This is a genomic window from Streptomyces sp. NPDC033174, assembly GCF_055577795.1.
Genome location: NZ_JBVIPQ010000001.1, coordinates 1,185,353 through 1,197,925, shown reverse-complemented (window position 1 = coordinate 1,197,925; position 12,573 = coordinate 1,185,353). Strand labels below are relative to the sequence as shown.

The 12,573-nt window shown below is 70.2% G+C and carries 12 protein-coding genes and 1 tRNA gene; 2 read left to right on the top strand and 11 right to left on the bottom strand.

Annotated elements, in window-relative coordinates:
- The first annotated feature begins 94 nt into the window (after positions 1-94).
- Positions 95-1,591, top strand: a complete 1,497-nt coding sequence (locus ACZ5VC_RS05390) for a glycoside hydrolase family 18 protein (protein WP_469118743.1) — start codon at positions 95-97, stop codon at positions 1,589-1,591.
- A gap of 116 nt (positions 1,592-1,707) precedes the next feature.
- On the opposite strand, the gene ACZ5VC_RS05385 is transcribed toward ACZ5VC_RS05390, so the two are convergent.
- The 5 genes from ACZ5VC_RS05385 to ACZ5VC_RS05365 all read right to left on the bottom strand — a co-directional run bounded on the left by ACZ5VC_RS05385 (position 1,708) and on the right by ACZ5VC_RS05365 (position 7,361).
- Positions 1,708-2,454: an alpha/beta fold hydrolase gene (locus ACZ5VC_RS05385; protein WP_469118742.1), complete on the bottom strand. Its 747-nt coding sequence runs from the start codon at positions 2,452-2,454 to the stop codon at positions 1,708-1,710.
- A 77-nt stretch (positions 2,455-2,531) separates the two neighbouring features.
- Complete coding sequence (locus ACZ5VC_RS05380; RefSeq protein ID WP_469118741.1) at positions 2,532-3,944, bottom strand: GH1 family beta-glucosidase; 1,413 nt, start codon at positions 3,942-3,944, stop codon at positions 2,532-2,534.
- Between the two features lie 130 nt (positions 3,945-4,074).
- Positions 4,075-4,920: a carbohydrate ABC transporter permease gene (locus ACZ5VC_RS05375; protein WP_469118740.1), complete on the bottom strand. Its 846-nt coding sequence runs from the start codon at positions 4,918-4,920 to the stop codon at positions 4,075-4,077.
- 4 nt (positions 4,921-4,924) lie between these two features.
- Positions 4,925-5,920: a carbohydrate ABC transporter permease gene (locus ACZ5VC_RS05370; RefSeq protein WP_469118946.1), complete on the bottom strand. Its 996-nt coding sequence runs from the start codon at positions 5,918-5,920 to the stop codon at positions 4,925-4,927.
- 106 nt (positions 5,921-6,026) lie between these two features.
- Positions 6,027-7,361, bottom strand: coding sequence for an ABC transporter substrate-binding protein (locus ACZ5VC_RS05365; protein WP_469118739.1), 1,335 nt, complete (start codon positions 7,359-7,361; stop codon positions 6,027-6,029).
- 249 nt (positions 7,362-7,610) lie between these two features.
- On the opposite strand from ACZ5VC_RS05365, the gene ACZ5VC_RS05360 reads away from it, so the two are divergent.
- The gene (locus ACZ5VC_RS05360; RefSeq protein ID WP_469118738.1) at positions 7,611-8,633 is read left to right on the top strand and encodes a LacI family DNA-binding transcriptional regulator; all 1,023 of its coding nucleotides are present in this window, start codon (positions 7,611-7,613) and stop codon (positions 8,631-8,633) included.
- Between the two features lie 210 nt (positions 8,634-8,843).
- Here ACZ5VC_RS05360 and ACZ5VC_RS05355 read toward each other — a convergent pair whose 3' ends face one another.
- The 6 genes from ACZ5VC_RS05355 to ACZ5VC_RS05330 form a co-directional block, all read right to left on the bottom strand.
- Positions 8,844-9,002 (bottom strand): hypothetical protein, encoded by a 159-nt coding sequence (locus tag ACZ5VC_RS05355; protein ID WP_469118737.1) that lies wholly within the window; start codon positions 9,000-9,002, stop codon positions 8,844-8,846.
- Positions 9,003-9,076: 74 nt separating this feature from the next.
- Positions 9,077-9,418 (bottom strand): hypothetical protein, encoded by a 342-nt coding sequence (locus tag ACZ5VC_RS05350; RefSeq protein ID WP_469118736.1) that lies wholly within the window; start codon positions 9,416-9,418, stop codon positions 9,077-9,079.
- Between the two features lie 337 nt (positions 9,419-9,755).
- A complete protein-coding gene (locus ACZ5VC_RS05345; RefSeq protein ID WP_469118735.1) occupies positions 9,756-9,935 on the bottom strand; it encodes a hypothetical protein in 180 nt (59 codons plus the stop codon).
- A 305-nt stretch (positions 9,936-10,240) separates the two neighbouring features.
- Positions 10,241-10,313, bottom strand: a tRNA-His gene (locus ACZ5VC_RS05340).
- 91 nt (positions 10,314-10,404) lie between these two features.
- Positions 10,405-11,007, bottom strand: a complete 603-nt coding sequence (orn, locus tag ACZ5VC_RS05335; RefSeq protein WP_469118734.1) for an oligoribonuclease — start codon at positions 11,005-11,007, stop codon at positions 10,405-10,407.
- Positions 11,008-11,106: 99 nt separating this feature from the next.
- The gene (locus tag ACZ5VC_RS05330; protein ID WP_469118733.1) at positions 11,107-12,315 is read right to left on the bottom strand and encodes a helix-turn-helix domain-containing protein; all 1,209 of its coding nucleotides are present in this window, start codon (positions 12,313-12,315) and stop codon (positions 11,107-11,109) included.
- Positions 12,316-12,573 lie beyond the last annotated feature (258 nt).

The following is a 12,573-nucleotide window of genomic DNA, read 5'->3' as shown; positions in this document are numbered from 1 at the left end:
ACCGCCGCCCCGAAGCGGCCTTTTGTCCGTTTCGCTGTCGCTAGCGTGCTGCCCGTTCAACCCCCCACCCCCGTAACGCAGAGGCAGGGCACCGATGGGCACCAGGACCGGCACGAGTTCGCACCGGCGCAGGACGAGCGGCAGGACGAAGGCGGTCGGCGCGGTCGTGGCGGCCGCGGTGATCGGCGGCGCGGCGTTCGCGCTCACCGGTACCGCGCAGGCCGCGGCCGTCGGCGCCGCGTACACGAAGACCAGCTCCTGGACCGGCGGCTACACCGGTCAGTACGTCATCACCAATGAGACGGACAAGGCCCAGTCGGACTGGACGCTGGAATTCGACCTGCCGGCCGGCACGACCATCGGCTCTCTTTGGAACGGTGAGCACACCGTCTCAGGGCGGCATGTGACCGTGAAGCCCGCGAGCTGGAACAAGCAGCTCGCACCCGGCGCGTCCGTCACCGTCGGGTTCGTGACCTCGGCCTCCGGCGCGGCGGGCGACCCGTCCGGCTGTCTCATCAACAAGGCCGCCTGCTCGGTCGACGAGGGCGGCACCCCGCAGCCCAGCGGCCGCCCCACCGAGAAGCCGACCGCCACGCCCACGCCCACCTCGAAGCCGACGGCCAAGCCGACCCCGACCCCCACCGCGACGGCCACCGCCACGCCGACCCCCACGGCTCCGACGACACCGCCCGCCTCCGGCGGTGCCGGGTTCGCCCCGTACATCGACACCTCGCTGTACCCGGCGTACGACATGGTCGCCACCGCCGCCGCCACGGGTGTGAAGGAGTTCAACCTCGCCTTCATCACCTCCGGTGGCTCCTGCGCCCCGCTGTGGGGCGGGGTCACCGACCTGGGGAGCGACAAGGTCGCGGCCCAGATAGGCGCACTGCGCGCCAAGGGCGGTGACGTCCGCGTCTCGTTCGGTGGCGCCGCGGGTCACGAACTGGCCCTGAACTGCGCGTCCGCCGACGACCTGGCGAAGGCGTACGGCAAGGTCGTCGACCAGTACGACCTCACCAAGGTGGACTTCGACATCGAGGGCGCGGCGCTGCCCGACGCCGCCGCCAACACCCGCCGCTCGCAGGCCATCGCGCAGCTCCAGAAGTCCCACCCGGGGCTGGACGTCTCCTTCACGCTGCCGGTGATGCCCGAGGGCCTGACGCAGCCCGGCGTGGACCTGCTCGCCGATGCCAAGAAGAACGGCGTGAAGATCGCCGCCGTCAACATCATGGCCATGGACTACGGGCCGGCGTACAGCGGTGACATGGGCACGTACGCCATCCAGGCGGCGACAGCCACCCAGGCACAGATCAAGGGGGTCCTCGGTCTGTCCGACGCGGCCGCCTGGAAGGCCGTCGCGGTGACTCCGATGATCGGCGTGAACGACGTCACGACCGAGGTCTTCAAGGTCGAGGACGCGACGCAGCTGGTCGACTTCGCGAAGTCGAAGGGGCTGGGCTGGCTGTCGATGTGGTCCTCGACGCGGGACAAGCAGTGCGCGGGAGGCGCGGTGAACCACGCGGACGCCACCTGCAGTTCGATCCTCCAGCAGCCGCAGGCCTTCACGAAGGCGTTCGCCGCCTACAAGTAGAGCGCCGCGCGGTTCGAGACCCTCGCGCCCCCCACACCGCGTGCCCCGGCCGAGCCCACCCCCCACCCGGCCGGGGCACGCCCCCGTTCCCCCTCGCGGTGGCCGGGGCGCCGGGATCAGTTCTCGACCTCCCGCAGGAAGTCGGTGATCAGCTTCCCCCACTGGTCCGGGTTCTCCGCGAACGGCAGGTGCCCGGTGGCCAGTTCGGTCAGTCGTGCGCCGGGGATGCCGGCCGCCACCTCGCGGTGCCTGGCCGGGGGCACGAGCCGGTCCTCGGTCGTGGAGATCACCAGGGTGGGTACACCGATGCTGGCGAGGTCCTCGCGTACGTCGGCCCGGGTGACCAGGTCGACCTGCTCGGCGGTGCCCGGCGGGGCGGTCTCGCCCGTGGCGCGGATGGTGTCCTCCAAGACGTCGGCGGGCAGCGACTCCAGTACTCCGGCGCTCAGGCAGAGCGGGACCATGAACCGGCCCAGGAGTTCGTACTGTCCCGTGGCGAACAGGTCCCGCCATACGAGGGCGGCCTGGCGCAGGGTGTGGTCGGCGTACGCGAAGGGCGCGGTCAGGACGAGGGCGGTGACGCGCTCGGGGTGACGGGTGGCGACCCGGACGGCGACCGCGCTGCCGAGCGAGTAACCCGAGAGTGCGAACCGGCCCAGGCCTTCGGCGTCGGCCGCGGCGACCAACCGGTCCGCGAGCTCGTCGAGTCCGAGGGGCACGGGGGAGCGGGGCGCGTCTCCGGAGCCCGGATGGTCGACGCCCGCGACGCGCCGTCCGTCGGACAGGGTCTCCAGGATCGGGCCGTAGTTGGCGGCGAGATCGCCGCCGGCGCCATGGGCGAGGAGGAGGGCAGAGGTGGACATGGATCCCCCAGAAATCTGTAGTGACCGTTATGGAATGACCGTATCAGATTTCATAACGGCCACTACATAAAGCATTCTCACTCCGTGGGCGGCTCCGGCAGCACGCCCGAGCGCGCGAGCCGCGCGTACCAGTGGGCGCTCGACTTCGGTGTGCGGGCCTGGGTGGCGTAGTCGACATGGACCGCGCCGAAGCGCTTGCCGTAGCCGTAGGACCATTCGAAGTTGTCCAACAGCGACCAGAGGAAGTAGCCGCGGACGTCCGCGCCCTCCGCCATGGCCCGGTGAACGGCGGCCAGATGGGCGTGCACATAGCGGATCCGGTCGGGGTCGTGGACCGTGCCGTCGGCGGACGGCTTGTCGGGATACGCGGCGCCGTTCTCGGTGATCACCAGCGGCAGGCCCGGCGCCTCCAGGGTGTAGCGCAGCAGCAGGTCGTACAGGCCGCTGGGGTCGATGCTCCAGCCCATGTCGGTGACGTCGCCCGGCGGTTGGTGGAAGGCCACTGACCCGGCGGCCGGCCAGGGCGAATGGTCGGACGAGCCGTGGCCGTCATGACGGTCCGCGGGCTCGTTGTCACTGGCGGCCGATACAACTGACGGTGCGTAGTAGTTGATGCCGAGCGAGTCCAGGGGGTGTCGGATGACGGCCGGATCGTCGTCGTGGACGAAGGACCAGTCGGTGAGGCGTGCGGTGTCCTCGATCAGGTCCTCGGGGTACGCGCCGTGGAGCAGCGGGCCGGTGAAGATCCGGTTCGCGAGCGCGTCGATACGGCGCTGGGCGTCCAGGTCCGCCGGACTCTGGGTCCTGGCCCTGACGGCACTGGGGTTGAGGCTGATGGAGAGCTGGGCGCCGGAGGGGAGCGCCGAGCGGAGCGTCTGGGCGGCCAGACCGTGGCCCAGGTTCAAATGGTGGGCGGCGCGCAGGGCCGCGACCGGGTCGGTGCGGCCGGGGGCGTGGACGCCGGAGCCGTATCCGAGAAAGGCGCTGCACCAGGGCTCGTTGAGGGTGGTCCAGCGCTGGACGCGGTCGCCGAGGGCGTCGGCGACGATACCGGCGTAGTCGGCGAAGCGGCACGCGGTCTCCCGCTCCGGCCAGCCGCCGGCCGACTCCAGCTCCTGGGGCAGGTCCCAGTGGTAGAGGGTGAGAACCGGCTCGATGGAGTGTGCGAGCAGATCGTCGACGAGGGCCCGGTAGAAGTCCAGGCCGCGCTGCTGGGCAGGGCCCCGGCCGGTGGGCTGGACGCGCGGCCAGGACACCGAGAAGCGGTAGGCGTTGAGGCCGAGATCCGCCATCAGCCGGACGTCGTCGGCACGGCGGTGGAAGTGGTCGGTGGCGAGGTCGCCGGTGTCGCCGTTCTCGGTCCTGCCGGGCGTGTGACTGAAGGTGTCCCAGATGGAGGGCGTGCGCCCGCCTTCGGCCACCGCGCCTTCGACCTGGTACGCGGCGGTGGCGGTGCCCCAAAGAAAGCCGTCCGGAAAGCTGACGGGCATGGTCGTCGACTCCCAACGCGAGAGGGATGAAGGAATGGAGGAATGACTGGGGAGGTGAGGTGACCTGAGGTTGAGGTGAGTCCGGAGCCCGGAAGGACGGCGAAGGCAGTCGGCGACGGGAGCGGCGGGGTCAGCCCTTGACCGCGCCCTGCATGATGCCGCCGACGATCTGCTTGCCGAAGATCACGAAGGCGATGAGCAGCGGCAGCGTGCCGAGCAGCGCGCCGGCCATGATCACCGACTGGTCGGGGATGTACCCCCGGCCCAGACCGGTCAGCGCCACCTGCACGGTCGGACTGCCGTTCTGGGTGAGCGCGATGATCGGCCAGAAGAAGTCGTTCCAGGCCATGACGAAGGCGAGCATGCCGAGGACCGCCATCGCCGGGCGGGCCACGGGAAACACCACATGCCACACCACGCGCCAGCTGCTCGCGCCGTCCATGCGGGCAGCCTCGATCAGCTCGGTCGGCAGCGCCTCCACCAGGTACTGCCGCATGAAGAACACGCCGAACGCGCTCACCAGGGTCGGCAGGACGACCGACTGCAGCCGGTCCGTCCAGGAGAGTTCGGCGATCAGCATGTAGAGCGGTACGACGCTGAGCTGCGGCGGCACCATCATCGTGCCGATCACCATCAGCAGAAGGAGGTTCTTGAGGCGGAAGCGCAGCTTGGCGAAGGCGAAACCGGCCAGCGTCGAGAAGAGAACCGTCCCCGCCGCGACCGAGGTCGCCACCACCGTGGTGTTGAGCAGGGCCGTGCCCATGCTGGCGTCGGTCCAGGCGGTACCGAGGTTCTTGAAGAGGTTCCCGCCGAACCAGAACGGCGGCGGGGTCTGGGCGAGCCGGGTGTTCGTCCGGGAGGCAGCGATCGCCGTCCACACCAGGGGAAGAAGGGAGCCGGCGGTGACGACGATCAGTACGGCGTAGGTGAGGCGGCCGGCGTACAGCTGACGGCCGGCGCGCTTGGTGTGCAGCATCTCGTCAGACCCCCTGGGAACTCGTGCGCAGACGGCGGCCTATCAGCCAGTTGACCGCCCCCACCAGCAGCAGGATCAGGAACATCGCCCAGGCGATCGCGGAGGCCCGGCCCAGGTGGAGGTTCACCCAGCCCTGCTCGTACAGATACAGCCCGAGCGTCTGGAACTGGTGCTCGGAGCCACCGGTCGCGCCCGCGCTGCCGTTGAACAGCAGCGGCTCGCCGAACAGCTGGGTCGCGCCGATCGTCGAGACGACACAGGTGAAGAGGATCGTCGGCCGCAGCGAGGGGAGGGTGACATGTCTGAACTGCTGGAAACGGGACGCGCCGTCCAGGGCGGCCGACTCGTACAGATCGTTCGGGATCGCCTGCATCGCCGCCAGATAGATCAGCGCGTTGTATCCCGTCCAGCGCCACACGACGATCGTGGACACCGCGATCTGCGAGGTCCAGCGACCGTTCTGCCAGTCGACGGCGTCCAGACCGACCAGCCCGAGGCCCCAGTTGACCATCCCGTAGTCGCGCCCGAAGAGCAGCACGAACACGAGCGTCGCGGCGGCGACCGAGGTGGCGTACGGAGTGAGGACCGCGACCCGGAAGAACGTCGAGCCGCGCAGCTTGAAGTTGAGCAGATGCGCGATGCCCAGGGCCATCAGCAGCTGCGGCACGGTGGAGAGCAGCCCGATGGTGACCGTGTTGGTCAGCGCGTTCCAGAAGAACTCGTCCTCGAGGAGCCGGGAGAAGTTCCGCAGCCCCACCCACTCCATGTCGGTCGGCGCGGTGAGCTCCACCCTGTGCAGGGAGGCCCAGCCCGTGTAGAGGAGCGGGAACAGCCCGAAGGCCGCGAAGAAGAGGAAGAAGGGAGCGACGAGGGCGTACGGACTCCAGCGCATGTCGCGCCGGTACCAGCGGCTGCGCCGGGCCCGCCGCCGCTCTTCGGCCGCCCGGTCGCCCGCCGCGCCCTCCCCCTTGAGGGAAGGCGCCGCGGCGTCACTCGCCATGCCGGCGCTGCCCGCGTCCGTCGCCACCTCGCCCGCGTCCGTCACATCGGTCACGTCGGCCATGGCGTTCTCCGATCGTCGGGCGGCTCCGGCCGCCGGCCGCCGCTCACCGGTCCAGCGCGTTGTCGATCGCCTTCACCGCGGCGTTCCAGCCGTCCTCGGGGGACCTGCCCTTCTGGTCGACCTGGAGCATCCCGATGTCCGCCAGATTCTGGGCGATGACCAGGTCCTTGGGGCCGACGACGGTCACCGGGATGCCCTCGGCGGCCTTCGAGAAGATCCGGCCGATCGGCGCGTTGCCGAAGTACGCGTGCTGGGCGCCGGAGACGGCCGGAAGGTCGTAGGCGGCGGACGCGCTCGGGAAGCTCCCGCGTGCCGCGAAGAGCTTCGCCTGCTGCTCGGGCGCCGTCAGCCAGGCCGCGAGCTTCGCCGCCTCCGCCTTGTTCTTCCCGGCCGACGGGACCACGAGGAAGGAACCGCCCCAGTTGCTGGGCCGGGGAGCGGACGCCACGTCCCACTTGTCCTTGCCGGCCGGCCCCGTCTTGTCCTGGATGTAGCCGAGCATCCAGGCCGGGCAGGAGACGGTGGCGAAGGTCCCGTTCGCGTAGCCCTGGTCCCACGTCGGGGTGAACTGCTGGAGTTTGCCGGTCAGCCCCTCGGTGGCGAAGGACGCCGCGATGTTCCAGGCCTGCTTCACGGCGGGATTGGTCTTGTAGACGACCGTGCCGTCCTCGTCGTAGAACCGCCGTGCGCTGCTTCCGGTGATCGCCGCCATCACACCGGACGCGGAGTCCACGAACGCCGTGCCCTCGGGGGCCTTCTCCCGGTAGCGCTTGCCGGCCTCGAGATACTTCGTCCAGTCGCCGGCCCACAGTCTGCCGACCGCCTCACGGTCGGTGGGCAGCCCCGCCTTGGCGAAGAGGTCCTTGCGGTAGCAGATGCCCTGGGGGCCGATGTCGGTGCCGAGGCCGACGGTCCTGCCGTCCCTGGTGGTTGCCTGTGCCCACTTCCACGGAAGGAAGCCGTCCTTCCGCACCCCCTCGGCCTTGGAGAGGTCCTCCAGTTTGCCGGCCTGGGTGGCGGTGATCTCCGCGATGTTGTTGACCTCGACGGCCTGGATGTCGGCGAGGCCGCTGCCGCTGCCGAGATGGGTGAGCAGCTGCGGGTAGTAGTTCTCGTTGCGCTCGATGGAGGTCTGCTTGATCACGACGTTCTTGTTGAGCTTCATGTACGCGTCGTAGAGGCCGGCCTCCTTGAGGCCGAAGGCACCGAAGACGCCGACGGTGAGGGTGACCTTTCCGGTGCTGTCACCGCTTCCCTGCGGAGCCCGCGCGGAGGGGTCGTCCGCGTCCTCGGCGCAGCCGGCCAGCAGCCCGGCCCCGAGCGCCGCGACGACCGCGATGACCACCCCCCGGCGTGCTGTGCGGGTACGTGTGCGCATCGCATCCTCCTAGTACCGAATGTGCCGATTCTGTACGGGCAAGGTGTCATGGGAGCGCTCCCACGCCATCTGCCGGAAGGGTGCTGTCTGGCGGAGGGGCTGTCAAGACGAGCGGACGGATTCGTTGCGCGCCGACCGGCCCGGGTCAACCCCGTGCTGCCGGGCGCCCGTTGGGGTCACTTCCTGAAAAGCGGTCACAGCCTCTACGTTTGGCCGGACCATCACCACATCCGACGGGAGGCCGAGGCGATGAGCGGACGGCGCACCGGCATGCCCACGCTGGAGGAGGTCGCGATCAGGGCGGGGGTCGGCCGCGGCACGGTCTCCCGCGTGATCAACGGCTCTCCCAGGGTGAGCGCACACGCGAGAGCCGCCGTGGAGCGAGCCGTCACCGAGCTGGGGTACGTGCCGAACCGGGCGGCCCGGGCGCTCGCCGGCAGCCGTACGGACGCCATCGCGCTGGTCATCCCCGAGACCGAGGCCCGGCTCTTCGCCGAGCCGTACTTCCTGGACATCATCCGCGGTGTCGCCGCCGAACTCTCCGACGCGGACAAACAGTTGCTGCTGACGCTGATCCGTACGGAAAAGGAGCGCCGGCGGTTCGCGCAGTACCTCGCCGCCCACCGGGTCGACGGCGTCCTGCTGGTCTCCGTCCATGGCGACGATCCACTGCCGGACCTGGTGGAGGAACTCCGGCTGCCCGCGGTGCTCAATGGGCGCCGGTCGGAGGCGGAGAGGCTGGCCTACGTCGACTCCGACAACACGGGAGCGGGCCGCTCGGCCGTGGACCACCTGGCCGGGCGGGGGCGGCGTGGGATCGCCACCATCACGGGCCCGACCGACATGTACGCCGCCCGCTGCCGCCTCGACGGTTACCGCCGGGGCGTCGAGGCCGCGGGCCTGGCGCCGGACGACGGTCTGGTCGCGGTGGCGGACTTCACGGAGGAGGGCGGCCGCCGGGCCATGCGCGAGCTGCTCGCCCGCCGTCCCCGTCTGGACGCGGTCTTCGCGGCCTCCGACGTGATGGCGGCGGGCGCCCGCTCGGTGCTGCGGGAGGCGGGCCGCCGGGTCCCCGACGACGTGGCCGTGGTCGGCGTCGACGACTCCGCGGTGGCCCGCCACATGGATCCGCCGCTGACCAGCGTCCGCCAGCCGATCGAGGAGATGGGCCGCACGATGGCCCGCACGCTCCTCCAGGAAATCGGATCACGCTCGGCCCTCCCGCCGCAGCTGGTGCTGCCGACGGAGCTGGTGGTGCGGGAGTCGTCCTGAGATCCGGTCGAGGCCGCCGAGTACGCCCGACGGTGGATCGACAACAGCCGGGGCCGGCTCGCCCCGATACCGGTAAGCGGCTGGCGGACGCGCTCCTGCGCCAAGGCACCTTCGACTGGGCAGGTGGGGGCGCGCCTGGCGTCTCCCGAAGCCTGGGGGGCTGGACTGGGAGCGCCCCGGCCGGCGGGGGGTGTCGGCCGGGGCGGTCAGTCAGTGGCGGTAGTCGGGATCGTCCGCACCACTGGGGAGGTCGGTGTAGCCGGCGCTCCAGTGGTTCACCCAGCCGCACACGCCGCACGCATAGCGGCCGCTGAGCCCGGCGATGCGCGTGCCGCACTGTGCGCAGTCGGTCTCCGTGATGTCCGGCATCAAGTCGACCATCGGCGGGTCTACCGGCTGTACTACCGCTTTCATCTCAGGAGTGGGGCTGGGTCGGCGGGTGTTCATGCCCGCAGGTTACCCGGGTGGGCTCCGGGGCGACCCCGGTCATCCATCCACAGTTGCCGCACAGCCATCCGCCAGTGGGGGTCTGCTGTGTGCTGGCGCCGCAGCTTGGACACTGCATGTGATCCTCCAGTTGTGTGCGTGTAGGTGTATCCGCTGTTCCAGCCGCAGGCCATGGAGCCGAACCACCGGCCGAGGTTGTCCTCGTAGGTGGCCGCTCCACAGTTGGGGCAGGTCATGGTGTTCTCCAGAAGGGGCCAGCGGGTGATGCCGACGGCGAGAAGAACGAGCACGGCGGCGACGATCCCGAGGTACATGGCTTCGTGCTGCCAGTCGCTCATCGGGCGTCGGGGCGAACAGGCCCGGGCGTCAGGGGTGGCAGCCCGGGCCGGCCGACGAACGCGGCCTCGCGCTGCTGAGCGCGGTGTCCCTGGATCTCCCGCAGCATGTCCCGCGCGGCCTGCGCGAGGTGGTGGGCGTAGGACCAGGTGCCCAGCGGCCCGTCCGCGGGCCCGTCGGCGGCGAGCTTCCGCCACGTCTCAAGGGCAGTCAGGCCGCGCCCCTCTCGCTGACATTTCTCGAAAATGCAGCAGCCCGACGCTGGCCGGACAAGGGGCGGATCCGGACATGGCGAAAGCGCCCCCTCCCGCCCGTAGGCGAGAGGGGCGTTGTGCTGAGTCAGGAGACGCCGTACCACTGGGAGCCCCAGCCGGTATTGATCGTGCTGGTGGACTGGGATGCCATGGTGAGGGACGTAGGCAGGGAGGTGCGGTCGTCAATGCCGGTGAGTCCATCCACATGGCGGGTGGCGTAGGCCACGAGCGGCATGTCGCCTGGGGTCTCGTCAGGCTCCATCACTGACCCCCGCCCCTTCACCGAGCCGTAAGGCCAGTGCTGCCCATGGGTGTTGACGAGCCCTTGAACGCTTCGGCAGAGGCTTCGTCTTCAAAGCGCTCCGACGCCTTCTCGCGCGTACGGCCACCTCCCTCGATCCATCGAACCTGGAGGTGCTGGCCCCGTTCCTCTGGGGGCGCCGTTGGATGTATGCCGTGACGGAGAAGGGAAGGGCGTTCCTGGGGGTCGGGAACCCCATGGGACCCCCGCAGAAAACAAAAAATCATGCCCCTGACCTGTCTTCCCAGGTCAGGGGCATGATCGTTCAGGGTGAGTAACGGGACTCGAACCCGCGACATCCTGGACCACAACCAGGTGCTCTACCAGCTGAGCTATACCCACCACGACCGGTCTTTTTCCTGACCGGCCGAGAAAAAGTGTACAGGGTCCGAGAGGGTGCTCGCGCCCGCATTGGTGCGGGCGCGAGTGGCCCTCACTCGGTGGGCAGGACGTGCCGGGCCGCGATTCCCTTCGCGGTCTCCGAGTCGGGGCCGGGCTGCGGCACGAAGATCGCCTCACGGTAGTAGCGCAGCTCGGCGATGGATTCGCGGATGTCGGCCAGGGCCCGGTGGTTGCCGTTCTTCTCCGGACTGTTGAAGTACGCCCTCGGGTACCAGCGGCGGGCCAGCTCCTTGACCGAGGAGACATCGACGATCCGGTAGTGGAGGTACTCCTCCAGCGCCGGCATGTCCCGGGTGAGGAAGCCGCGGTCGGTGCCGACCGAGTTCCCGCACAGCGGGGCCTTGCCGGGCTCCTTGACGTGTTCACGTACGTACGCCAGGACCTGGGCCTCGGCGTCGGCGAGCGTGGTGCCTCCCGCCAGCACGTCGAGGAGGCCCGAGGCGGTGTGCATCTGGCGCACCACGTCGGGCATCGTTTCCAGTGCTCGCTCCGGCGGGCGGATCACGATGTCCACGCCTTCGCCGAGCACGTTCAGGTCCGAGTCGGTGACCAGTGCGGCCACCTCGATGAGTGCGTCGTCCGTCAGCGAGAGCCCGGTCATCTCGCAGTCGATCCACACCATGCGGTCGTTCATGCGTCCTACCTTAGGCCGACCGGCGGCCGGGGGCGCCGCCCCCGACCGCCGGTACATCTCACGCCGGACCCGCGCCCGGCCCGATCCACAAGACAGGCCCTATGTCGCGCTCCGCTGGCCGGGCAGGCCCGACCGGCCGGAGGCGTACAGGTCCGCGTGCGGCTTGCCCGGCTCCGAGGACGTCAGGACGCCCCCGCCCGGGCCCGCCGGGAGCGCCGCGGCCGCGCGCCTCGCCGCGGGCGAGACCTGCGGCGGCACGATCGGCTCCGTCAGCCCCGAGCCCGTGGGCTCGCCCTGCGGGCGCCTGGCCCGGTAGGCGGCCCGGTAGGCCGCGGGCGAGGAGCCCAGCTGGCGCCGGAAGTGCCCGCGCAGCGCGACGGGGGAGCGGAAGCCGCACCGGCCCGCCACCTCGTCCACCGAGTAGTCGGACGTCTCCAGGAGTCGCTGCGCCTGCAGCACCCGCTGGGTGATCAGCCACTGGAGCGGGGCGGATCCCGTCAGCGAGCGGAAGCGGCGGTCGAACGTGCGCCGGGACATGTACGCGCGCGCGGCCAGGGTCTCCACGTCGAATTGCTCGTGGAGGTGCTCCAGCGCCCAGGCGACGACCTCGGCCAGCGGGTCGGCGCCGATCTCTTCTGGTAAAGACCTGTCGAGATAGCGCTCCTGACCGCCACTGCGCCGCGGCGGGACGACCAGCCGGCGCGCCAGGGCGCCCGCGGCCTCCGTGCCGTGGTCGGTCCGCACGATGTGCAGACAGAGATCGATTCCGGCCGCGGTGCCGGCGGAGGTCAGCACGTCCCCGTCGTCGACGAAGAGCTCCCGCGGGTCCACATGGACCGACGGATAGCGCTTGGCGAGGGTCGGCGCGTACATCCAGTGCGTCGTCGCCGGGCGGCCGTCGAGCAGTCCCGCGGCGGCGAGCACGAAAGCGCCGGTGCACAGCCCGACGATGCGGGCGCCCTCTTCATGCGCCCGGCGCAGCGCGTCGAGCGCCTCCGGCGGTGGCGGCGAGGTGATCGACCGCCATGCCGGTACGACGACAGTGCCGGCCCGGCCGATCGCCTCGAGGCCGTACGGCGCGGTGAGTTCGAGGCCCCCTGTGGTCCGCAGCGGGCCCTCTTCACCGGCGCACACCAGCAGCCGATAGCGGGGAACTCCCGCGTCCTGCCGGTCGATTCCGAACACCGAGAGCGGGATGGAGCTCTCAAAAATGGGGCCACCGCTGAACAGCAGCACTGCGACGACTTCGCGACGGCGGCGTCCGGACAATTTCCGGACGGCCTCCGGTGCGGCGGAGTCCTGGCTCATGACGCTAAGCCCCCCTCGGTGTTCGCGTCTCCCTGGTCCTGTCGCTCCTGCACGTTTCCCCTCGGTTTTGCACGAGACCCCAGTCTTCGATACTCATGATCGAATCTACTGCGTCCGATGGCGCCGGCGTGACAAGTTCAGCAACCGGCACATTGTCGACAAGGCAACTTGGCGCGAAGCATTCGATCACGAAGCGTTCCACTCCCGGGGCGCCCAGGGAAGTGGGCGTTTCGCGCATGGCCCGTCCCCGTAGGGTGC